Source organism: Eudoraea sp. (assembly GCF_039969275.1).
Lineage (GTDB): Bacteria > Bacteroidota > Bacteroidia > Flavobacteriales > Flavobacteriaceae > Eudoraea.
Genome location: NZ_JBDVOC010000010.1, coordinates 313,983 through 336,553 on the forward strand (window position 1 = coordinate 313,983; position 22,571 = coordinate 336,553).

Annotated in this window: 21 protein-coding genes; 17 read left to right on the forward strand and 4 right to left on the reverse strand. The window is 35.7% G+C overall.

Annotation, left to right across the window (positions count from 1 at the left end):
- Nucleotides 1-8: 8 nt before the first annotated feature.
- The 4 genes from ABJH90_RS09230 to ABJH90_RS09245 are packed head-to-tail and all read left to right on the forward strand — an operon-like array spanning nucleotide 9 to nucleotide 3,701.
- Nucleotides 9-884 carry an alpha/beta hydrolase gene (locus ABJH90_RS09230; protein WP_348138604.1) on the forward strand — a complete coding sequence of 292 codons (876 nt, stop codon included), beginning with the start codon at nucleotides 9-11 and terminating at the stop codon, nucleotides 882-884.
- A gap of 14 nt (nucleotides 885-898) precedes the next feature.
- Nucleotides 899-1,399, forward strand: coding sequence for a hypothetical protein (locus ABJH90_RS09235; protein ID WP_348138606.1), 501 nt, complete (start codon nucleotides 899-901; stop codon nucleotides 1,397-1,399).
- 26 nt (nucleotides 1,400-1,425) lie between these two features.
- Nucleotides 1,426-2,073 carry a GDSL-type esterase/lipase family protein gene (locus ABJH90_RS09240; RefSeq protein ID WP_348138608.1) on the forward strand — a complete coding sequence of 216 codons (648 nt, stop codon included), beginning with the start codon at nucleotides 1,426-1,428 and terminating at the stop codon, nucleotides 2,071-2,073.
- A gap of 11 nt (nucleotides 2,074-2,084) precedes the next feature.
- Nucleotides 2,085-3,701, forward strand: coding sequence for a family 20 glycosylhydrolase (locus tag ABJH90_RS09245; protein WP_348138610.1), 1,617 nt, complete (start codon nucleotides 2,085-2,087; stop codon nucleotides 3,699-3,701).
- A gap of 13 nt (nucleotides 3,702-3,714) precedes the next feature.
- Here the strand turns inward: ABJH90_RS09245 and ABJH90_RS09250 are convergent, their stop codons facing one another.
- From ABJH90_RS09250 to ruvX, 3 genes are read right to left on the reverse strand one after another with little or no spacing between them, the layout of a single operon-like run.
- A complete protein-coding gene (locus ABJH90_RS09250) occupies nucleotides 3,715-4,149 on the reverse strand; it encodes a DUF5606 domain-containing protein (protein WP_348138612.1) in 435 nt (144 codons plus the stop codon).
- 51 nt (nucleotides 4,150-4,200) lie between these two features.
- Nucleotides 4,201-4,791: a peptide deformylase gene (gene def, locus ABJH90_RS09255; RefSeq protein WP_348138614.1), complete on the reverse strand. Its 591-nt coding sequence runs from the start codon at nucleotides 4,789-4,791 to the stop codon at nucleotides 4,201-4,203.
- Nucleotide 4,792: 1 nt separating this feature from the next.
- Nucleotides 4,793-5,206, reverse strand: a complete 414-nt coding sequence (gene ruvX, locus ABJH90_RS09260) for a Holliday junction resolvase RuvX (protein ID WP_348138616.1) — start codon at nucleotides 5,204-5,206, stop codon at nucleotides 4,793-4,795.
- Between the two features lie 102 nt (nucleotides 5,207-5,308).
- Here ruvX and ABJH90_RS09265 point away from each other — a divergent pair, with 102 nt between their 5' ends.
- The 9 genes from ABJH90_RS09265 (at nucleotide 5,309) to ABJH90_RS09305 (ending at nucleotide 15,103) form a co-directional block, all read left to right on the forward strand.
- Nucleotides 5,309-6,124, forward strand: coding sequence for a 2,3,4,5-tetrahydropyridine-2,6-dicarboxylate N-succinyltransferase (locus ABJH90_RS09265; protein WP_348138618.1), 816 nt, complete (start codon nucleotides 5,309-5,311; stop codon nucleotides 6,122-6,124).
- A gap of 96 nt (nucleotides 6,125-6,220) precedes the next feature.
- On the forward strand, nucleotides 6,221-7,018 hold the full coding sequence (locus tag ABJH90_RS09270; protein WP_348138620.1) for a glycosyltransferase family 2 protein: 798 nt from the start codon (nucleotides 6,221-6,223) through the stop codon (nucleotides 7,016-7,018).
- A 308-nt stretch (nucleotides 7,019-7,326) separates the two neighbouring features.
- A complete protein-coding gene (locus ABJH90_RS09275; RefSeq protein WP_348138622.1) occupies nucleotides 7,327-9,183 on the forward strand; it encodes a glycosyltransferase family 9 protein in 1,857 nt (618 codons plus the stop codon).
- Nucleotides 9,170-10,111 (forward strand): glycosyltransferase family 2 protein, encoded by a 942-nt coding sequence (locus ABJH90_RS09280; protein WP_348138624.1) that lies wholly within the window; start codon nucleotides 9,170-9,172, stop codon nucleotides 10,109-10,111. The genes ABJH90_RS09275 and ABJH90_RS09280 overlap by 14 nt, the downstream gene beginning before the upstream one ends.
- Before the next feature lie 49 nt (nucleotides 10,112-10,160).
- Nucleotides 10,161-10,724 (forward strand): L-threonylcarbamoyladenylate synthase, encoded by a 564-nt coding sequence (locus ABJH90_RS09285; protein ID WP_348138626.1) that lies wholly within the window; start codon nucleotides 10,161-10,163, stop codon nucleotides 10,722-10,724.
- A 76-nt stretch (nucleotides 10,725-10,800) separates the two neighbouring features.
- Nucleotides 10,801-12,225: an HD domain-containing protein gene (locus ABJH90_RS09290; RefSeq protein WP_348138628.1), complete on the forward strand. Its 1,425-nt coding sequence runs from the start codon at nucleotides 10,801-10,803 to the stop codon at nucleotides 12,223-12,225.
- Between the two features lie 154 nt (nucleotides 12,226-12,379).
- Entirely contained in the window at nucleotides 12,380-13,414 is a 1,035-nt protein-coding gene (locus tag ABJH90_RS09295; protein WP_348138630.1) for a COX15/CtaA family protein, read from the forward strand.
- Between the two features lie 28 nt (nucleotides 13,415-13,442).
- Nucleotides 13,443-13,937, forward strand: a complete 495-nt coding sequence (locus ABJH90_RS09300) for a hypothetical protein (RefSeq protein ID WP_348138632.1) — start codon at nucleotides 13,443-13,445, stop codon at nucleotides 13,935-13,937.
- Between the two features lie 107 nt (nucleotides 13,938-14,044).
- A complete protein-coding gene (locus ABJH90_RS09305; protein ID WP_348138633.1) occupies nucleotides 14,045-15,103 on the forward strand; it encodes a nucleoid-associated protein in 1,059 nt (352 codons plus the stop codon).
- 3 nt (nucleotides 15,104-15,106) lie between these two features.
- Here the strand turns inward: ABJH90_RS09305 and ABJH90_RS09310 are convergent, their stop codons facing one another.
- Nucleotides 15,107-16,192, reverse strand: coding sequence for a hypothetical protein (locus ABJH90_RS09310; protein WP_348138635.1), 1,086 nt, complete (start codon nucleotides 16,190-16,192; stop codon nucleotides 15,107-15,109).
- 88 nt (nucleotides 16,193-16,280) lie between these two features.
- Between ABJH90_RS09310 and ABJH90_RS09315 the strand changes: the two genes are divergently transcribed.
- From ABJH90_RS09315 to ABJH90_RS09330, 4 genes are read left to right on the forward strand one after another with little or no spacing between them, the layout of a single operon-like run.
- On the forward strand, nucleotides 16,281-17,183 hold the full coding sequence (locus ABJH90_RS09315; protein WP_348138637.1) for an ABC transporter ATP-binding protein: 903 nt from the start codon (nucleotides 16,281-16,283) through the stop codon (nucleotides 17,181-17,183).
- 19 nt (nucleotides 17,184-17,202) lie between these two features.
- Nucleotides 17,203-18,036, forward strand: a complete 834-nt coding sequence (locus tag ABJH90_RS09320; protein WP_348138639.1) for an ABC transporter permease subunit — start codon at nucleotides 17,203-17,205, stop codon at nucleotides 18,034-18,036.
- Nucleotides 18,037-18,062: 26 nt separating this feature from the next.
- Complete coding sequence (locus ABJH90_RS09325; protein ID WP_348138641.1) at nucleotides 18,063-20,762, forward strand: T9SS type B sorting domain-containing protein; 2,700 nt, start codon at nucleotides 18,063-18,065, stop codon at nucleotides 20,760-20,762.
- A gap of 50 nt (nucleotides 20,763-20,812) precedes the next feature.
- Nucleotides 20,813-22,567 carry a T9SS type B sorting domain-containing protein gene (locus tag ABJH90_RS09330; protein WP_348138643.1) on the forward strand — a complete coding sequence of 585 codons (1,755 nt, stop codon included), beginning with the start codon at nucleotides 20,813-20,815 and terminating at the stop codon, nucleotides 22,565-22,567.
- Nucleotides 22,568-22,571 lie beyond the last annotated feature (4 nt).

Sequence of the window (22,571 nt, forward strand, 5' to 3'; positions counted from 1 at the left end):
ATAATTTTATGAAAAATACTTTCACGGCATTATTATGCCTTTTACAAATTGGAATTGCCTTTTCACAGGAAATTATTGAATTACCCTTCGACGAGGCCGGGCAAGTTGAATGGATTGGTGACGAAAAGGAATATTTTTCAAAGATCTGGCAGACACAGGTTGTGACTAATGTCTCCATTCCAACAATGCAAGTCTTTAAACCTGATGCGGCCAAATCCAATGGTACATCCGTAATTATTGCTCCCGGCGGTGGCCTTTATGCCTTAAGTATTAATAGTGAAGGAAATGAAGTAGCGAAGTGGTTAAACAAAAAAGGTATAACGGCTTTTGTCTTAAAATATAGGCTTGTGCCCACCGGTGAGGATGGGGTTCAGGAAGCAATGCAAATTGGTGAAAAGATTATTGAAACAGTAGCACCAGTGCTGCCCTTGTCTGTTCAGGACGGATTGTCCGCCCTTGCATATGTTAGGGAAAATTCAGAGGCCTTGGGTGTTGACCCTAAAAAAATAGGTTTCATGGGGTTCTCTGCAGGCGGCGCGGTGACAATGGGAGTAGGTTATAATTATTCTGAGGATAACAGACCAGATTTTCTGGTTCCGGTATATCCATGGACTTCTGCTATGCCAGTAATGGAGTGCCCAAGTGATGCACCACCCATGCTAATTATTTGTGCGACTGATGATCCATTAGGATTGGCAGGTGGTAGTATTGAACTATATTCTTCTTATTTAAATGCAGGCAAGAAGGTTGGACTTCATATGTATGCCAAAGGCGGACATGGTTTTGGGATGAGAAAACAAGGGTTACCTTCAGATAATTGGATTTCAAGATTTTATGACTGGTCTGTTGCTGAAGGAATTACAGTTTCCGTTAATACTGAATAAATTGAATTTAAGAGATGGAAGTCATTAATGACACAATCAACTGGTGCAAAGGAGAAATTTTTGAAGGCAAAATGAGTCTTTTATTTGGAGTGTCCGTATTAATAATCAGTCTGGCTTATTTTAAATGGGGAAGTACCCCTGCTGCACGGGCCATGATTTTGCCTTTGCTTGTAATTGCCATCCTGACCATTAGCGCAGGAATCTACCTTGTGAGTACAAACCAGAAACGTATGCCGACATATGAAATACGGTTTAAAGAAAATCCACAACATTTTTTAGAGAGTGAAAAAAAAAGGACAGCAGATTTTATAAGATGGTATCCAATTACACAAAAAATATTTTTTGGTATTATGATCCTGGGTATGCTTTTTTTGCTGTTATCACATGCCCCAAATATCCGAGCAATTGGTATATCATTAATGCTTTTATCATTTTATGTATTTGTGCTGGACCATTTTTCTGAGGAAAGGGCTACTTTCTATTATTCCAAAATTGTTGAACATTCCCTTAATTAAAAGTATATTGCTTTCTTTTATAGAGCATGCGAATTCCCTTAATTGTTTTCTTTATGTTCATGGGCCTTGAAACTGTGGCCCAGGATGCTTCCCGTTTTCAGGAAGATATTCTGGCAATTCAAAAGAAATACGAGGTACTATTGGACAGTACCAAAGAGACTATAGTTTTTACGGGTAGTTCCAGTATACGAACTTGGAATAATCTGCAGGAAATTTTTCCTGAATACCAGATAGTTAATTCGGGTTTTGGTGGCTCTCAGGCATCGGATTTATTAGCTTATACAGATGAATTGATATTGCAATACAATCCAAAAAAAGTTTTTATATATGAGGGAGATAATGACTTGAGTGATCATAAAAGACCTAAGAAAATTATTCAGGTGACTAAAGAAATAATAGCCAAAATAAGGAACTATAATCCGGACACCCGGATTGTTCTTATTTCTGCCAAACCCAGTTTGGCCCGCTGGCATCTAAAAAGAAAATATAAAGGCCTTAATCGTAGGTTTAATCGTTTGTGTAGAAACGAACTAGACCTGGATTATGCCAATATTTGGGATATCATGCTCGATGGGAAGAAATTAAGACAAGATATCTTTATTGAGGACGGTCTTCACCTTAATTCAAAAGGATATGAATTATGGTATCAGATAATTAGTAATTATGTTCAATAAAATTTGTAATAATGATAAAATCAACTCTTTTAAAATCGTTTGTACTACTTTTCGTAATAGCCAATTTTATTGGATGTCAAGGAAATAAGATGAGAGAAATTGCATTTCCCCCAACAGACCTGAGTTCAGAAAATCTGATTCCAAAACCTCTGAAGATAGTTCCTACCCATGGCGCCTTTGGCTTAGATCATACCACCGCGATTTTCACATCACAAACCGACAAGGGTTTTGAAGAGGTAGGTTCTTTTCTTGCCGAAAAAATAAAATCGAAAACGAATTTAAGACTTGCGGTAAACAAAACAGATCCCGGACAGATTACCCGAATGATCTATATAAATCAATCTCATAGCGACGAGCTTGAAGGCCCGGAAGCTTACCAATTATATATTTCTAAAGATTCAATTATACTTAATGCAAAGACATCTGAAGGGGCATTTCGTGGAGTACAGACCCTGAGACAACTCATCCCGGAAAGCAGTAATGATACACTTGCCGAAACGTCGTTATGGCCGATAGCCACAGGAAAAATTTTAGATGAACCTAATTTTGAATACAGGGGTTCTATGTTAGATGTTGCCCGTCATTTCTTTAGTGTTGATGATGTAAAAAAATATATTGATATCCTGGCCTACTATAAAATAAATGTGCTGCATCTGCATCTGACAGATGACCAGGGCTGGCGGATAGAAATCAAATCATGGCCAAAGCTGACCGAAGTTGGGGGTAGCACCGAAGTTGGTGGAGAAGCTGGTGGCTTCTTTACTCAAGAAGATTATAAAGATATTGTATTCTATGCACAACAAAGATATATGATGATAATACCAGAAATTGATATGCCCGGACATACTAATGCGGCTTCAGTATCCTATCCCATCCTAAATGGAAATGGAAAAACCCCGAAATTGTATGAGGGAACCGCTGTAGGGTTTAGCACTTTTGACACTAGAAAAGATACGGTCTATGCTTTTATTGATGATGTGGTACGTGAGATCTCGGAGATAACACCCGGTCCTTATTTCCATATTGGCGGGGATGAAAGCCATGTTACCAAAAAGAATGATTATAACTTCTTTGTAAATAAAGTAGAAAAGATTGTTCAGAAATATGGGAAGCAAATGATTGGCTGGGATGAAGTGGCAACAGCAGATTTGGATAGTACGTCTATAGCTCAGTTTTGGGCTAGTACAGAAAATGCTACTACAGCGGTTCAAAAAGGTATGAAAGTAATTCTTTCACCTGCAACCAAAGCGTATTTAGATATGCAATACGACACTCTTTCCAAATACGGGCTCGATTGGGCAGCATATATTCCTGTTGATACGGCATATGTATGGTCACCGGAGGGTTATGCAGGTATTCCAAAGGAAAACATTCTAGGCGTAGAAGCACCACTTTGGTCCGAAACTATAAGCAATATTGATGAATTAGAATATCTGGCATTTCCAAGGGTTATCGGGTATTCTGAACTGAGCTGGAGTACGGAAGAAAACAGAAATTGGGACAATTTCAAAGTTCGCCTTGCAAACCAGGCACCTTATATGGACAGAATGAATGTTAAGTTTTATAGGTCCAACTTAATTGATTGGAAGGAAAGTAAGTTTACATATAAAACCATCCAAAAAGACTAGTTTTAAAAACCTGTTATTGCTTTTCTTCTTTCACCGTTTTATCCGAATCTTCTTCTGGTGAAGTAAAATCTGTAATTCCATGATCATGTAAAATATTATACCATTGAATAACTTTTTTGATATCACTTACATAGACCTTGTCTTCATCGTAATTAGGTAATACTTCAAAAAAGTATTCCTCAAGGCTTAATTTATCATCTTTATGCTTAACGGAGGTTTTACCTCCATTTTCCTTGATTTGAATTTTTAGAAATACGGCTCTTAATGGAAGTTCTTCCTCTAAAGTATAAATAGCAATTTCGGAAAGCACGCTCACGTTACTACTCATACCCACAGTAACTTTTTTATTATCCATCAGGGATTCCGCGACAAGCCCTGTTCTGGTTTGGGTAAGCATTCTGTATAGTCCTGGCCTACCGCCAATTGATAGTATTTTATCTAAACTCATATGTATTTTTAAAACAATAAATCTTACTCTTTATGGAATTAATCCACCGGTTTAACGTACTTTTTTTAAATCTGGAAAACGCATTTTATATTCCACATTAATTTTACCTTTTGAGATATTAGTAAGCTTGCCTTTCAGCAATCTTTTTTTGAGGCTGGACAGTTTATCCGTAAAGAGAATTCCCTCAATATGGTCGTATTCATGTTGTATAACTCTAGCCAAAAGACCTTCATAAGTCTCTTTATGAGGATTGAAATTTTCATCCAAATAGCTAATTTCAATCGTATCCAAACGGGTAACATCCTCACGGATATCAGGAATACTAAGACAACCTTCATTAAAAGCCCAATTAGTGCCGCATTCCTCCTCAATTTTAGGATTAATAAATACTCTTTTAAAATTTTTAAGAGCCTCCTGTTCTTCCGGAGTTAATTCATCATCATCTGCAAAAGGTCCTGTATCTACTATAAATAATCGAATTGGCAGTCCAATTTGTGGAGCAGCCAATCCCACGCCATTTGCATTATACATAGTTTCCCACATATTGACTATTAATTCCTTTAATTGGGGATAGTCTTTGTTTATAGATTTCGCTACTTTTCTTAAAATTGGATCTCCGTATGCTAATATAGATAAAGTCATTCTACTGTATTCTGTTTAAATATGACTGTAAAATCAGGGTTGCGCTTATTTCGTCTATCAATTCCTTCTTCTGCCGTTGCTTTTTTTTAAGCCCTGCTTCTACCATGGATTGAAATGCAACTTTTGATGTAAATCGCTCATCCTGCCGATCAATTGGAATTAATGGAAAAGAAGTCTTTAATTTTTTCAAAAATACCTGAATTGAAGCTTCTGACTCAGATGGTGTATTGTCTCGCTGCTTGGGCTCACCAACAACTATCCCTGCAATATTTTCATTGGCCGTATAATCTTTCAGATACTGTAAAAGATCTTTGGTGTTAACGGTAGCTAATCCAGAGGCAATAAGCTGTAACTCGTCTGTAACTGCTATCCCCGTTCGCTGTTTGCCAAAATCTAGTGCAATAATTCTTGCCAAATCAAATTTTTTTGCAAAAATAAGGGATAAATTGTTACGCCTATAAAAATTAAAGATTTATTAATAGTTACCTCCTATCTTTGCGCAAATTATTCTGATAATATGAATGTACTTCGAAATACTATTGAAAAAGCCTGGGAAAATAGAGAACTCCTGAAAGAAACTAAAACACAAGATGCTATAAGGGAAGTAATTCAATTAATTGATGATGGGAAATTACGATGTGCTGAACCTGTGAAGGGAGATTGGCAGATAAATGAATGGGTGAAAAAGGCAGTTGTACTTTACTTCCCTATTCAAAAAATGAAAACTCTGGAAGCAGGGATTTTTGAATATCACGATAAGATTCCTCTTAAGAGAGGCTACAAGGAAAAGGGGATTCGCGTGGTTCCTCACGCTGTAGCTAGACATGGTGCGTACATTTCAAAAGGCACAATCCTAATGCCCAGTTACGTAAATATTGGTGCCTATGTAGATGAAGGTACTATGGTTGATACCTGGGCCACCGTTGGGAGCTGTGCGCAAATTGGAAAAAACGTACATTTAAGTGGTGGTGTTGGTATAGGAGGGGTTTTAGAGCCCTTACAGGCCGCGCCGGTTATAATTGAAGATAATGCCTTTATTGGCAGCAGATGTATTGTCGTTGAAGGTGTAAGAGTTGAGCAGGAGGCAGTTTTAGGAGCAAATGTTGTGTTAACTGCTTCCACAAAGATTATTGATGTAACCGGTGTTACTCCAGTAGAGCGAAAAGGTCTGGTCCCCGCAAGATCTGTAGTAATTCCCGGTAGTTATACGAAGAATTTTCCTGCGGGAGAATTTCAGGTTCCCTGTGCTCTTATTATTGGTGTACGCAAAGCGAGCACAAACAAAAAAACTTCCTTAAATGAAGCACTCAGGGAGTATAACGTAGCTGTATAATTTTTTTAAAAATATTGTTTGGGATAATATTTTCTCTAATTAATAGTTATAACTTTGTTAATTGTTTAGGAATAATACCTACATATCATTTTTGAAATGAAGAGTTCCAAGGAGAAAATATCAGCATTAATTATTACTTATAATGAAATTGGTTACATAGAAAAATGTATCCAATCTATAGCTTTTGCCGATGAAATAATCGTTGTTGATTCTTTTAGTACAGATGGGACATATGAATATTTAGCCAATCTGGATAATGTAAAGGTAATGCAACATCCCTTTGATAACTTTACCTTACAAAAATCATTTGCCTTAAAACAAGCTTCAAATGATTGGGTTCTCTTTGTAGATGCAGATGAGGTTGTTTCCGAAAATCTTAAATATGAGATTTTAGAAACACTAAATTCCAACCCTGAACACTCAGCGTACTGGTTTTATAGGAAGTTTATGTTCCAGAATAAAACTTTACTCTTTAGCGGATGGCAAACGGATAAGAACTATCGGCTGTTTAGAAAGAGTAGAGTTAAATTTTCTGAAGAAAAATTGGTACATGAGACCTTGGATATTAAAGGGTCTTCGGGAATCTTAAATGAAAAACTAATTCATTATTGCTACAAAAATTTCGAGGAATACAAAGAGAAAATGATAAGTTATGGTCGATTAAAGGCTAAAGAGTCATTTTTCAAAGAGAAAAAATTCAATTACGCATACATGGTCCTTAAGCCAAGTTGGAAATTTATACATCGTTATTTCCTTCGATTAGGTATACTTGATGGCAAAAAAGGAATTATTATCTGCTATCTCGATTCACTAGGCGTTCTAGAGCGTTTTCGGGAATTAAAGAGATTGGAGACTAAGAATAACCTTGCTTATTATTTGGTTATGCCAGAATAAGTACAGATACTCCACTTTTCTCTTACTTCATTACTTAATTACCGGAAAGGAATAATATTAACCTGGCTAATAGCGTCAATTTTTTTAATTTTCGCTATTATTATTACTTATTTTAGCGCAAATCCACATCGTAACCCCTTTAATTATATTCCATCATATTCGCATTTTAAATACTTAGCAGATATCTTTGTTTTATTGAACTTTATGACCTTTTTATCTGCATTAATCCCGTATTAGTTAGGAAAGCATATTGGATATGGTATGCAAAAAACTACATTTGTAATAATGGTGAAAATAAATAATCTCAAATGAGTTTAGTAAGTGTAATAGTAAGTACTTACAACCAACCTGAATTGTTGGAAAAGGTTCTATGGGGATTCAATTGCCAGACTTTCATGAATTTCGAATTGATCATTGCCGACAATGGATCGGGGGGCCAAACTAAGGAATTGATTAATCGTATAAAGACCAGGTTATCGTTTCCAATAAGTCATATTTGGGAAGAGGATCATGGCTTTCAGAAAAGCAAAATATTATATAAAGCCATTTTATCATCCCATACGGATTACATAATTATGACTGAAGGTGACTGTATTCCAAGAGAGGATTTTGTGCAGGTTCACTATATAAATAAGGAACCCAAAACATTTATTTCAGGAGTCTCTTATTTGCTGCCTTTGAATATATCAAGGACTTTGACACAAAAGGACATTGAAGAACAAAATTGCTTTAAAATCAACTGGCTTAAAGAGCAAGGAATAGAAAAATCATTCATTAACTCAAGGCTATCCTCAAGAGGATTAGTTTCAAAAGTCCTTAATTCTTTCGCACCCACAAAATACAGTTGGAACAAGTACAATTCTTCGGGATGGAAAAGAGATATTCTCAAAGTTAATGGTTTTGACGAAGGAAATGGAGATGAAGTTGAAGACAGGGAACTTAGAGAACTTTTACACAATTACGGGATTAAGTCTAAACAACTTCGATATAGTTCCGTCTGTGTGCATTTAGATCATAAAAGCAGGTCAAAAACACCTGAAGTTATTAGTAGGAATGGGGGGAAAATGAAATTTCTTGTCATTCAACAAAAAATGATAGGGGATGTATTAGCAAGTACCCTTATTTGTGGTACTTTAAAACAATTATTCCCTGAATGTACCGTGCATTATGTTGCAAATGAAAATACATTAGCGGTATTGAATAATAATCCAAATATAGACCATATCATCGTTTTTAAACAAGAATATAGCGAGAATAAAATGGCCTTTTATTCATTTTTAAAATCGATCCGAACGCAATCTTACGATGCAGTTATAGATGCTTATGGGAAATTGGAAAGCAACCTGATTTCTATTTTTGCCCGATCCCAACAGAAAATTGCTCACCATAGATGGTACACTTCCTGGATATATACTGATACGGTAATAGAAAGCCAAATAGCTGATAACAAGAATTCACTTGCTAATAAAATCAGATTGCAATTACTTAATCCTATCGCATCTGAATTTGATGATTATTCTATCTCTCCTAAATTATATCTTAGCCAGGAAGAAATTTCTTTCGCTAAACACAAAGTTGGGGAGTTAAAAAGAAACTCTGACCAGAAACTGATCATGATAAGTATTTTGGGGAGTAGTGCCTTAAAAACTTACCCCTCTGAATATATGTCCGAAGTTGTTGACATAATTTGTTCAAACAATGACGGTATGGTCCTTTTTAATTATTTACCGAATCAAAGAGATGAGGCCAGGGCCATTTATGAACAGTGTAACGAAGTGTCCAAATCATTAATAAATTTTGACTTTTACGCAAATTCTTTAAGGGAGTTTATTCTGATACTTTCACAGTGTGATGCCCTAATTGGAAATGAAGGAGGGGCCGCTAATATAGCTAAAGCCCTGGGGGTGCCAACATTTTGCCTCTTTAGTCCTTTTATTGTTAAAGAGGCGTGGCATGATAGTTCATCTGAGTTGAATATTGCCATCCATCTAAATGACTATCATCCGGAATTATTTGTAAATATGAATAAAAAGAAAATTAAAAAAGTAATAAGATCCCTCTACGAATATTTTACACCTATTCTTTTTGAAGATCAATTACTTCTTTTCCTAAATAAATATTGCAATAGAGCAATAACAGATAACTCGTTGAATGAGAAGTACTAAATTTGATTTAGCCATAATCATTATTAATTACAATTCTTCTGAGTTTTCCAAAAAGTGTATTCAAAGCGTTTTGGAAAATACGACAGGTACAATTTCGTGCGAAATTATTGTAGTAGACAATGCCTCCAAAAATGAAGATTATGAAGTATTGAAAAACTATATTTCTGAGTTAAAAAACACCAATATAAGTCTATACCGAAGCAGGATAAATACTGGTTTTGGCGGTGGTAATATGCATGGGGTTCAGTATGCTAATGCCACCTATTACCTATTCTTAAATAATGATACTTTACTTATAAAAGATCCTATAAAAATATGTTTTGATTTTATGGAAAAAACAGAGGATGCAGCATTATGCGGACCTCAAATTTTTAATGAGCACCAAAAGAAAGAAGTTAGCTTTGATCATTTCACTTCTATTGGAAGGGAAATTTTTGGTAAAAAAATGTTGGAATTAGTTTTTCCAAGAACGAAGCCTAACAGACGAAAACAGTATGCAACACCATTATCAGTTGATTATGTAAATGGTAGCTTTATGTTCTTTAGGGCTAAGGATTTTGATTCCGTAGGGGGATTTGATACAACTATTTTCTTGTATTTTGAGGAGAGTGATATCTGTTATAGGTTAAAGAAGAAAAATAGAAAAACATATTTTGTTCCCTCTGCTTCATATCTTCATTATCAAGGAGTGAGTATTCAAAAAACCGCCTGGAATATCCGAACAAAAATTGAACTTAAAACGTCAATGTTCTATGTTATACGAAAGAACTACGGGTATTTTCATTATCAAATATTAAGACTGTTTTTTATTTTGCGCTATGGTCTGGTTTCTATTGTAAAACCTAAATATTTTAAATTATTCCATCGTATATTAATTGGACTTCCAATGGGAAAATCGTTAAAACAAGAACAACGTATTTTGCCATAAATTAGGACTGAATTAAGTCGAAAAAAACTTTATCCCTTTTTAAACAGTAATGATCAAAGAAGAAATAGCGGCAGCAATAGAAATTTTAAAAGAGGGAGGAATTATACTGTATCCGACCGATACGGTTTGGGGTATTGGCTGCGATGCTACAGATAAGAGTGCAGTAGAGAAAATATACAAACTCAAAAAAAGATCGGATAAAAAAACAATGATCTGCCTGGTTTCTAATCAGTTTATGCTGGAACAATATGTAGAAAAAGTTCCTGAAGCAGCTTATGATATCATGGATCTATCTGAAAGACCAGTTACTATTATTTATGATAACCCAATAGGTGTTGCTCGGAATCTTATTGCCGAGGATAACACGCTCGCTATACGAGTCGCGTCTGATCAGTTCTGTCAACGCTTAATTCAAAATTTCAAAAGACCCATTGTTTCTACTTCTGCAAATTTAGGTGGGGAACCTACACCGGAGAATTTTACAGAAATAAGTGATTTGATTTTAAAAGGTGTGGACTATGTGGTAAATTTGGAGCAGAAAACAACTATTAAATCACCTTCTTCCATTATTAAATTGGGTAATGATGGAACTGTAAAAATTATCCGTAAGTAGAACAACAAAAAATCCTAGTTTTATTATTCCGGATTTCTACCCACCTTGGCAACTCGATTCAGAAGTGATCTAAATTATGACGCTGACAAATTACAAAAAAAGCTTACAAGACTCCATTTTCCCAATTATTGCAAGCTCTGCGAAGGAGCTTTCTATGGACAGCTATGTAATTGGTGGATATGTTAGAGATCTTATATTGGAAAGGGGTAAATCTAAGGATATAGATATTGTTGCTGTAGGTAGTGGAATTCAGCTCGCTAAAAAGGTAGCCTCAAAACTCAAGGGAAAACCCAATGTTTCGGTCTACAAGAATTTTGGGACCGCGATGATAAAACATCATAATTGGGAAATAGAATTTGTAGGCGCCAGAACAGAAAGTTATACAAGAGATAGTAGAAAGCCTGTTGTTGAGGATGGAACACTATTAGATGACCAGAAAAGACGTGACTTTACTATAAATACCATGGCTATATCACTTAATGAATCAGATTATGGCCAACTACTAGATCCGTTTGATGGAGTTAAAGACCTGAATAATAAATTAATTCGGACCCCATTAGATCCTTCCGTAACCTATTCTGATGATCCTTTGAGAATGTTGAGAGCTATTCGTTTTGCTACACAACTGGGTTTTAACATCGAATTAAAATCGCTTCAAGCTATTATAGAAAATAAGGAACGAATAGAAATAATTTCTCAGGAGCGAATTGTTGATGAATTAAATAAAATTCTAGCATGTAATCAGCCATCTATTGGTCTAAAACTTTTACATAATACCGAATTATTACCCTTTTTACTACCTGAATTAACAGCTTTGGAAGGTATTGAAGAAATTGAGGGACAACGCCATAAAGACAATTTTTGGCACACTCTGGAAGTTGTTGATAATATTGCTGAGACTAGCGAAAATTTATGGTTACGATGGGCAGCACTGCTGCATGATATAGGCAAGGCACCCACCAAAAGGTTTGATAATAAGATAGGTTGGACCTTTCACGCACATGAATTTGTAGGTTCTAAAATGGTATTTAAATTATTTAAAAGATTGCATATGCCATTAAACGACAAAATGAAATTTGTCCAGAAAATGGTACGAATGAGTTCAAGGCCGATAATTCTTTCACAGGATAATGTAACTGATGCAGCAGTAAGACGATTGGTATTTGATGCCGGAGAGCACGTAGACGATCTTATGACCCTATGTGAGGCTGATATTACTACAAAAAATTCTTATAAACAGAAAAAGTATAAAAACAATTTTAAGATTGTAAGACAAAAAATAATTGAAGTAGAAGAACGTGATCATTTAAGAAATTTTCAACCCCCAATAAGTGGTGAGGAAATTATGAAAACTTTTAACCTTAAACCCTCTAAAGAAATTGGCATCATAAAAGATGCAATAAAAGAGGCTATTCTGGAAGGTGAGATTCTAAATGAATACGAACCCGCTTATAAATTTATGATCAAAAAAGGCACAGAATTAGGTTTTCACGAAAAATAACTAGGACAAATTTTTAGAAAAGTTGTAAAGCGTAAATGAGAACTTTTGTTTTAATCCAATGAGTTTAATTACTAATATTTATTATTTCTCTTAAAAGGATTATGCAAGTATTTGAATAAAAGAGTAGTAATTTTGCTTAGAATTTTAAGCTCCTATGCAAAAGAATTTTAGAAAAATTTCCAAAATTTCATTGGTACTTGTTTATTTGGTAATCATAGCAGGAGCTGTGGTTCGCATGACAGGAAGCGGTATGGGATGCCCCGATTGGCCAAAATGCTTCGGTCATTATATACCTCCTACCAATGAATCTGAACTACAGTGGCAACCGAACAAAGATTATAAAAAGGGACAAGTTATAATTCTGAATGAAACCCTCCAGGTAGCTAAAAATGATTTAAAGACTTCTGATTTCTTCGAAATCAATAATTGGGAAACCTATACCAAACACGATTATGCGGAATTTAATCCCTGGCATACTTGGATCGAATTTATAAATCGGCTTTTTGGCGCCCTGGCCGGTCTCGGCACCTTGGTGCTGGCTATCGCTTCATTCGGATATTGGAAAAAAAAGAAAAGAATTACTATAATATCCTGGCTGGTTGTGTTCTCTATGGGTTTTCAAGCCTGGTTGGGTGCAACAGTGGTTTATTCCGTTCTTGAACCTGTAAAAATAACGGTGCATATGGTTATGGCCCTTTTCATTGTAGCATTGCTGGTCTATCTTATTTTTAAAACTGATCCCATTTCTCAAAATGAGAAATATGATAAAAAAGCAACATTAATCATATGGATCGCATTAGGTCTTACCTTAATACAAATTATTTTAGGAACACAAGTAAGACAGTTTGTAGACCACCAAATAGATTTATTTGGGGAAAATGCCAAAGATATTTGGCTCGTCAATCCATCATTGCAATTTTATATCCATCGCTCTTTTTCAATTTTAGTAGTATTCATTAATCTCTACTTAGCATATTATATATCTCAAAAAAGGTTGGGGTATTCAAAAATAAAATGGGTTTTAGGTCTTCTTTTACTTGAAGTAATTACAGGGATTGTAATGTATTATTTCGATTTCCCGTTTGCCAGTCAACCACTGCATTTGATATTGGCCGCATTTCTATTTGGGATACAATTCTATTTAGTTTTGGAAGCCACAAAAGGAAAAATAAGTCAGAAAACTTTGTAACTTTGCCCCCACGCATAAATTAGAGTTAATGATTTATAAAATCAGGATAATCCTGGATACTCAAGAAGACATCTTTAGGGATATAGAAATAGAACGCCATGTTACTCTGGAAGATTTACACAATACTATTACTCAGTCCTTTGGTTTTTTAGGAAATGAGATGGCCTCTTTTTACACCTGCGATGAGCTGTGGAACCAGGATGAAGAAATTCCTCTTTTTGACACTAGTGAAAATGGTTCCAATGTTCGCTTAATGAACGAGATTTCATTAGAGGATATTCTGACGGAAGAAACCCCTAAGCTCATTTATGTATATGATTTTTTAAGTATGTGGACATTTTTTGTTGAATTGGCTGATGTAGCTGAAAAAGAAGATGGAAGGCCTTATCCCAATGTTTTATTCAGCTTTGGTGAATTGCCTGAAGCTCCTCCGGAAAAGAAATTTGAGTCGGATCCATCCTTGGATTTTGATGAACCTCTGGAAAACTATGATGATATGGATTTTGATGAAAATTGGAATTAATATTATTTGACTTAAATAAAAAAGCAGATGCCTATTTAATCAATGCCTAATCTCTTCCCCACAATAAATATCGAACAAAACCAAAAGACTAATCCCAAAGAATTACTATGATCAATCTCTATGCCACCCAAATTGAAGGTGTATCACTGCACCGTATAGGAAATAAAAGCAAAGCAGAACCAATGTTTCTCTCTAAAGAACCTTTTATCCTTGACGACGAAACTAATAGTTTATTAAAGGAATACTTTTTTAAGCCCTTTCGAGAAAAAGAGGAAAATTATTATCGTCTTACGCATGAGATTGATATTGAATTTAATGAGGTGTATAAGCTTGTTTCTGATATTTTTGAAAAGCCGGAGCGGACTCATGAGATATCACTAAATCTGACTAAACATTTATATGATCAATCCAATCATCCTCATATAAAAAGTGGTGAGATATATATTACATATCTGACCGATATACTTCTCGATAATGAGAAAACGGATGCGATCGGGATCTTTAAAAGCGAAATAAAACAGGATTTTTTACAGTTTTCAGAAAATGGAACCAATCTCGATTTAATTGTACAACAAGGAATCAATATCAATAAACTGGATAAAGGCTGCCTAATCTTTAATGTAAATAAGTCTGACGGTTATAAGGTACTATCTGTTGATAGCAATAGGTATGATACGAAATATTGGTTAGAGAGTTTTCTTGGAGTAGATGCCCTGGCTGACGATAATTTTTACACCAAAAACTATCTGAAATTTTGTCAAAACTTTGCGAAAGATGTCGTACTGCCTGCAGAAGACAAAAAACAGGAAGTTATGTTCATGAACAGGGCTGTTAACCATTTTGCTAAAAATGATGCTTTCGAGGAAAGTAATTTCCTGAATGAAGTAATAGAGAATCCGGATTTGATCCCCGAATTTAAGCATTATAAAACAGAGAAAGGACCAAAATATAGTATAGAAGATATTTCCAATTTTGATATAGCGAATAAAGCTGTGTCTGATACTCGTAAAAAAATAAAAAATATCATTCAGCTGGACACGAATATTCAGATTAAGATGGATTTTATTAATCCTGAATCAGCAGAAAAATTCGTGGAAAAGGGATGGGATGAGGAACGGCAAATGTATTACTACCTTGTATATTTTAATAAGGAACAGAAAACATAAGTTTTATGGCATTTTGATCTTTTTCTCAATAATTTGCTTCATACTCACATCTTCGTAATTACGCTTTACAAAATCGAGAGCAAGATCCAATAATTGCCCCATGGTTTTGCATTTCTTAAAGTTAACGTCTAATGTAAGTTCATAAATCTGCTTGCTAAGCGCTTCAATGTTTTCTGGCAGTGATATGTTATCAGCTTTACAAATATTTACCAATTGGTTAATTCTATCTCCTGAACTTATAATCCTCTTCGCGACTATAGAGCGCTCTTCAATCTTATATTGATCAACAGAATCACGTTGTAATTTGTTTTGTACCATTTGAACCATTATGTAATTCTCTTTAAAAAACTGCGGACGGTATACTTTGAGTTTACCTTCAAAACTCTGTTGGTCAAAATCAATAGCCCTTATTTTGTAAACTACATGATCGAAATCATGCATGGGAACAATTACATAATTATAAGATCTCATATCCCCCAATAGCCTGATCATACAGCGCTCATTAAATTTTACAAATTCTTTTGCAAGCTGAGCCTTTTCAGATTCTGTACAATTAGGTAACATATCTTTAATAAATACATCCCCGGGAATACCGGCAATGTGCTCCTCTATCAGGGTATCCCTATGTACCAGAAAATTTAAATTATAGGGCGATAACATATGCTCCAGTTCCAGGCCGTAAATACGGGACGCATCTGTTTTCTTGATATAGAAATACAGAAAGTTATCATTGAGAATGTTCCTGACTTTGATACGGAAGGGTTTAGAATTACCAAAAGTACAATAGTCTACCGCATCAATATTCAAATATTGGAAGATCCTATCACTGCCATCAGAGTGTAAAATAGAGTATACCTGTTTAAGACTTTGATCAATCTCAAGTCTTTCAGAATCAGAATAATAAACTCTAACCCATAGGGTATCATTCCCATCATCATCATACACTACAACCGAACCCGCAAAACGCAATAGGTCTTCATAAAAAATAGGTATTTCAATTTTTCTGTTATACTGGTCCAAATAGGCATCCAATTTTGGGCTTACAGGATAGGCGGGTTTCTTCTTCGACATTAATCTTTCTCCGGACATACGTTAAATATTAATTTTGTTGCTTTTGTAACAAAATAACGATTTCTTCGTCAAGTATACTAAACACAACCTAAAAACTCCATCTAATTTGGAAACGATTCTAACAGTAAGCAATCTTACAAAGAAATTCGGTTATCTTACCGCAGTTCAGGATTTATCTTTTTCTATTGAAAAAGGCAATGTTTATGGTATTCTGGGACCCAACGGAAGTGGGAAATCAACCACGCTAGGAATCGTTTTAAATGTGGTCAATAGTACAAATGGAAGTTTTTCCTGGTTTGATGGAAATACCACAACCCATGAAGCGTTAAAAAAAGTCGGCGCTATAATAGAGCGGCCTAACTTCTACCCTTATATGACCGCAATTCAAAATTTAAAATTGGTCTGTAAAATTAAAGACGTTCCTGTAGAAAAAATAAAAGATAAATTGGAACTTGTAGGGTTATGGGAAAGGAAGGACAGCAAGTTCAGGACATACTCACTTGGAATGAAACAACGTCTTGCCATTGCTTCTGCCTTGTTAAATGATCCAGAAATTCTCATTTTAGATGAACCTACTAACGGTTTGGATCCTCAGGGAATTCATCAAATTCGGGAAATTATAAAGAAGATTGCCTCTGAAGGCACAACTATCCTTCTTGCGTCGCATTTATTGGATGAAGTTGAAAAAGTATGCAGTCATGTAGTCATTCTAAGAAAAGGTAAAAAACTTTATTCTGGTAGTGTGGACGGTATGTTGGCGAGTTTTGGATTCTTTGAACTTAAAACTGATGACAACGAGGTGTTAATAAATTTTCTGGAGGAACATCCAAATTTTGGTGAAATTAAAACGTATAACGGACTTATTACGGCCTTTCTAAAAAAGGAGATGAACGCCCGCGAATTGAATAATTCCCTGTTTAAAAAAGGTATTGTCCTCTCGCATTTGGTCAAAAGAAGAGAAAGTCTGGAAGAACAATTCCTAACACTTACTGAAAATCAAACTGTTTAAATTCCCAAATCGAAAAACAATGAAAAGGTTATTACAGATAGAATTTATAAAACTTTGGAATAATAAGGCAAGCAGGGCACTTATCCTTGCTTATTTTGTGCTCCTTACTTCAATTGCATTAGTAGCGGCCATAAAGTTTGATATTGGACCTGTGAAATTTCATTTAGCGGAACAGGGGATATTTAATTTTCCCTATATCTGGCATTTCAACACGTTTATAACCGCGTTTTTCAAACTTTTCTTAGCCATAGTCATAGTCTCTATGATGGCAAATGAATACAGCAATAAAACAATAAAGCAGAACTTAATTGATGGGCTTTCTAAAAAGGAATTTATTCTTTCGAAATTTCTTACCGTTATTTCATTTGCGTTAATTTCGACAGTATTTGTATTTGTAGTTTCAATGATACTTGGGCTTATCTATTCAGATTATAATGAAATCTCCATCATTTTTTCTGATATGGAATTTTTACTGGCTTTTTTCATAAAACTCGTCGGATTCTTCTCATTCTGTTTATTTCTCGGAATACTTGTAAAACGCTCCGCATTTGCACTAGGTTTTCTAATTTTGTGGCAGGTTTTCGAAGGGTTTGTACGGGGTATGATCCGATGGAAACTTTTTGATGGTGAAACTACTGATGCCATCATGGGTTTTTTCCCTTTAAATTCCATGTTTAATCTGATTAAAGAACCTTTTTCAAGATTGAGTGCGGTACAAACAGTAGCCGATCAAATTGGTGAAGAACTTGCACTGGACTATCATGTTCAATTCTATGAGATTCTTATAGTCACGGGTTGGACAGCCATTTTTGTCTATTTATCGTATGCTTTACTAAAAAAGAGGGATTTGTAGTATCTTGTGGTGTTTGGAAGAACACTATGAAAAAGATTGGGACATTATTGCTCTTTCTGATTATTTGCCCCCTTTTTGTCTCAGGTCAGGGCGAAGCGTCCAATTGGTACTTTGGAAATGAAGCAGGGTTAAGATTTAATAATGACGGCAGCGTTACGGCACTTAAAAATGGTAAACTCAATACCTTTGAAGGCTGTGCGGCCATTTCTGATACTTTCGGTAATTTACTTTTCTATACAGATGGGATTACGGTTTATGATCAGACAAATGAAATAATGCAAAATGGTGAAGGCCTGTTAGGGGATCCAACCAGCACCCAATCCGCACTTATTGTTCCCAAACCCGAGGACCCAAATCAATTCTACATATTTACGGTAGATACATCAATTGCCGAAGTTGATCCCGATTTTGGATTTAATTATACCGTAGTAGATATTTCTCTGAACAATGGAAATGGAGCCGTAATTCAAAAAAATGTTAAATTATTAAAAGACAGTTCAGAAAAAATAACAGCTGTACTAAAGGATTGTGCAGATAATTCAGTCTGGGTACTAACACTTGGCTCCGCCAGAGGGGGTTCAGGCATATTAAATACATATTATTCCTACGAAATAAATGCAGCAGGTGTGCTAAATGACCCGGTAAAAACAAGTTTTGATGATATAGCCATTGCAGATCCCAGAGGGTACTTGAAATTTTCATCAGACGGTACTAAAATAGCAAGTGCAAATGTTAGAGATGGGCTGTATCTTTATGATTTTGATACATCAACTGGAATACTCTCTAATCAACAACTAATAACCACATCTGAACAGAACCAATTTCCCTATGGGGTGGAGTTTTCCCCCGAAGGAGATTATCTTTATGTACATACTTCAAACGATAATCTTCAAGATTCAGGGCATAAATCCAACTTACTACAATATGACTTGAATGCCGCTGATATTTCTGCTTCAGAGGTAATACTAGATTCAAGAACAATATTTCGAGGGGCACTGCAATTAGCAATTAATGGAAAAATATACCGAACGATAGCGAATACTTATTTTCAGGGCACACCTTATTTAGGGGCTATCAATAATCCTGATGAAAAGGGAGCTGCTGCCAATTATGAACACAATGCCGTATTTTTGGAAAAGAACGCTACCCAGGGGTTACCCCCTTTTATTCAGTCGTTTTTTGGTAAAACACAATTGGTTCTAAACAATGATGGAACGAGAAGCAGTACCCTAACAATATGTACAGGGGAAACTTTTAGACTGGAAGCCGAAGAAATTCCAGGGGCAACATATTCCTGGTTAAAGAATGGAGCTCCAATTGCCGTCCCTACAGGTTATTATTTGGAAATAACAAATGCAGATATTGATGATTCCGGGCGCTACAGTTTGGATATTATACCCTCTGATCCTTCTGAATGTCCTATTCTTGGTGAGGCCCTTGTGAAAATAATTCCTGTTCCAGACCCGATTATCACTCTGACAAAATGTGATCTTGATGTTAGCAATTCAACCGATGGTATAGCTGCAATTAATTTAGAAAAAATTAATAATGATCCGGATATACTTTTTTATTTCTATGAAAGTATCTCTAACAGGGATAATGACATCAGCATTCCCAATACTACAGAGTATTATAATACTTCTGCATTTAACCAAAGGTTATATTACAAAGCTGTAAACATTTTGGGTTGCACATACTTAGGGGAATTACTCCTTGAAATATACCCGGTTAGTATTGAGGCAAGTCCATTTGGTCCGTTTTACAGTTGCGACGAAATTTCGGAAGACGATATTCTACTGAGCAGCTTTGACCTTGAAACTATTGCGGAAAAATATACTAATGAAGAAATTAGATTTTATGAAACGCTTGAGGATGTGGCTTTTGAAGAAAATGAAGTAGACAATCTTTACATTTCCGAAACGTCGACCATCTATGGCCTGCGGGAAAGCTCCGGACAGTGTTTGGGCGTGGATGCTATAGAATTAGTGGTTACTGAATCTCCCAAACTATTCCTAGCAGAGAATTATACAATATGTGAGGGTGAGGAGCTTTCTGTAAATGGCCCGGAAGGTTTTAGTTCTTACCGATGGTCACAGCAAATAAACAACAGGGAAGAACTTTTATCTGAAAAGCCAGAGGTCAGTATAAAAGAAGTAGGGGATTATATACTTGAAACAACCTTTATTTATGAGATTGGAGGAGTGGAAATAAGCTGTGAAAATAGCGCAAAATTCGCTGTAATTTCTTCGGGTAGGCCAATAATTCAGAATATCAATATTACTGATTTTTCAGATATTAATTCCGTGGAGATTGAGGTGATCGGAGAGGGTATTTATGAATATTCACTTGATGGGATTAACTATCAACCAGAGAATGTTTTTTACAACATTGAACCAGGTTTTTTAAGCATTACAGTAAGGGACACAAATGGCTGTGGAGAAGCAGTAAAAGATATTTCTGTTATGGGCTATCCCAAATTTTTTACTCCAAACGGGGATGGAGTTAATGATTACTGGCAAATTACAGGAATAAATGAAGAATTTCAACCTAATGCCATGATCTCTATTTTTGATCGTTATGGAAAATTTGTTACACAAATCAATCCCGAAGAACAAGGTTGGAACGGCACATCAAGTTCTAACATATTGCCTGCCTCTGATTATTGGTTTAATCTAAGATTGCAGGATGGCAGAGAAATTAAGGGTCACTTTACCCTAAAAAGGTAAATAAAAAGTAATTATAAAATTGTTTTGAACTTGGAACTAGAAAATACAAATTGGGAATAGATAAGAAATATACCGTCTTATATATATTACTATGCTGGTCATTTTATTTATCAGCACAGGTATGTAATTCTCCAGTACTGACATTTCCTGCCAATGGATCTGTGAACGTGCCTGTTAACGCAACCATTACCTGGGACGCCGTAGTAGGTGTACCGGGGTATGTTATTTCTATTGGCACCACGCCGGGGGGTGTGGATATAGTTAATCAAGAAAATCTGGGAAATTCCCTTTCTTACACTCCCCCTTTCGGTTTACCTGAAAATAGAGATTTATATGTAAGCCTTACACTTTTCTTTTTTGATGCCGATATCCCTGATGTGGTCTGCCCAAGCTCAACATTTCGGACTGAAGATGTTATCATTCCCCCTGCCTGCACTGTGGTTACAAACCCTGTAGATGGTGCCACCAATGTAAACATAGCTACAAACATTAGATGGAATTATTCGCCTACGGCTACTGGCTATCGAATTTCCATGAGTACAGTACCGGGACTAGGTAATATTGTGAATAATCAGGACCTAGGTAATGTCCTGTCGTATAATCCCATTCTGGACTTGCCACCAAGTACTCAGGTTTTTGTTCAAATTACGCCTTACAATGAAAACGGTGATCTTTCACCTTGTCCGGAACAAAGTTTTACAACCGGCGCCATAGCCATAGCACCCGCTTGTACAACTCTCACTAACCCTTTAAACGGTGCCATAAATGTTCCCGTTACACCTTTAATAGAATGGACAGAAGTCGCGGATGCTGAAGGATATAGGGTAACTATTGGAAGTTCGCCCTTTACGGCAGAAGTATTAGACAATGTCATATTCACTACGAATTCAACATTTGTAATCGACTTTGAACCAAACCTGACTTTTTTTGTAACTATTATTCCTTTTAATGCAGCTGGAAATGCCATAGATTGTACCCAGGAGTCTTTCTCCACTATTATTGGGTGCGGTCCCTATTTTGATTCAGTTACAGGGGAACTTATCATCATAAATCCGGAAATATCTTTTCCCGACACTTTTTCTATTTGTGAGGATGAACTTCCTTTTTTAGTGAGTTCAACAGATACAGCGGAAGGATTCAGGTGGTTTCAGATAGATCAATTTGGGAATGAAACCCTGATCTCAAGCACATCTAATGCGACCCTTACGGAAACAGGTGAGTACCGTTATGAAGCATACAATACAGTAGTGCAAGCCAGTGGTACTGTGGAATGTCCTTCATCTCAAATTTTTAACCTGATATCATCGGAATTGGCAACTATTAATTCCGTAGTAATAGCAACCTTAGAAACAGGAATTAGAATTACGGTGGAAGTAAGTGGAATTGGCGACTACGAATATGCTTTAAATGATATAAATGGTCCTTATCAGGACAGTAATGTTTTTAACAATATCCCTGCTGGTTCATATACAGTATATGTTAGAGATAAAAACGGCTGCGGAATAGCACAAGAAAGCATAGAACAGGATTTAACACTGGAAGGGTTTCCGAAATTTTTTACCCCCAATGGCGATGGGGTTAATGACTTTTGGCAGTTTATTCCAACCCCTTTCACAGGTGAACTAAGCATAGAAGTAATACAAATATTTGATAGATATGGAACGCTTTTGGCTCAAATAGAACCTGCTTCTAATGGCTGGGATGGAAGTTTTAATGGGAGACCCCTACCCTCAACTGATTATTGGTTTAAGGCAATTTCTGAGAGTAGTGGTCAAATACAAGGACATTTTGCATTAAAAAGATAATAGC

Excerpts from the sequence above, each read along its gene's own strand:
- ABJH90_RS09230 (WP_348138604.1), top strand. The coding sequence starts at position 9 with ATGAAAAATACTTTCACGGCATTATTATGCCTTTTACAAATTGGAATT.
- ABJH90_RS09235 (WP_348138606.1), top strand. The coding sequence starts at position 899 with ATGGAAGTCATTAATGACACAATCAACTGGTGCAAAGGAGAAATTTTT.
- ABJH90_RS09240 (WP_348138608.1), top strand. The coding sequence starts at position 1,426 with ATGCGAATTCCCTTAATTGTTTTCTTTATGTTCATGGGCCTTGAAACT.
- ABJH90_RS09245 (WP_348138610.1), top strand. The coding sequence starts at position 2,085 with ATGATAAAATCAACTCTTTTAAAATCGTTTGTACTACTTTTCGTAATA.
- ABJH90_RS09250 (WP_348138612.1), bottom strand. The coding sequence starts at position 4,149 with ATGAGTTTAGATAAAATACTATCAATTGGCGGTAGGCCAGGACTATAC.
- def (WP_348138614.1), bottom strand. The coding sequence starts at position 4,791 with ATGACTTTATCTATATTAGCATACGGAGATCCAATTTTAAGAAAAGTA.
- ABJH90_RS09265 (WP_348138618.1), top strand. The coding sequence starts at position 5,309 with ATGAATGTACTTCGAAATACTATTGAAAAAGCCTGGGAAAATAGAGAA.
- ABJH90_RS09270 (WP_348138620.1), top strand. The coding sequence starts at position 6,221 with ATGAAGAGTTCCAAGGAGAAAATATCAGCATTAATTATTACTTATAAT.
- ABJH90_RS09275 (WP_348138622.1), top strand. The coding sequence starts at position 7,327 with ATGAGTTTAGTAAGTGTAATAGTAAGTACTTACAACCAACCTGAATTG.
- ABJH90_RS09280 (WP_348138624.1), top strand. The coding sequence starts at position 9,170 with ATGAGAAGTACTAAATTTGATTTAGCCATAATCATTATTAATTACAAT.
- ABJH90_RS09285 (WP_348138626.1), top strand. The coding sequence starts at position 10,161 with ATGATCAAAGAAGAAATAGCGGCAGCAATAGAAATTTTAAAAGAGGGA.
- ABJH90_RS09290 (WP_348138628.1), top strand. The coding sequence starts at position 10,801 with ATGACGCTGACAAATTACAAAAAAAGCTTACAAGACTCCATTTTCCCA.
- ABJH90_RS09295 (WP_348138630.1), top strand. The coding sequence starts at position 12,380 with ATGCAAAAGAATTTTAGAAAAATTTCCAAAATTTCATTGGTACTTGTT.
- ABJH90_RS09300 (WP_348138632.1), top strand. The coding sequence starts at position 13,443 with ATGATTTATAAAATCAGGATAATCCTGGATACTCAAGAAGACATCTTT.
- ABJH90_RS09305 (WP_348138633.1), top strand. The coding sequence starts at position 14,045 with ATGATCAATCTCTATGCCACCCAAATTGAAGGTGTATCACTGCACCGT.
- ABJH90_RS09310 (WP_348138635.1), bottom strand. The coding sequence starts at position 16,192 with ATGTCCGGAGAAAGATTAATGTCGAAGAAGAAACCCGCCTATCCTGTA.
- ABJH90_RS09320 (WP_348138639.1), top strand. The coding sequence starts at position 17,203 with ATGAAAAGGTTATTACAGATAGAATTTATAAAACTTTGGAATAATAAG.
- ABJH90_RS09325 (WP_348138641.1), top strand. The coding sequence starts at position 18,063 with ATGAAAAAGATTGGGACATTATTGCTCTTTCTGATTATTTGCCCCCTT.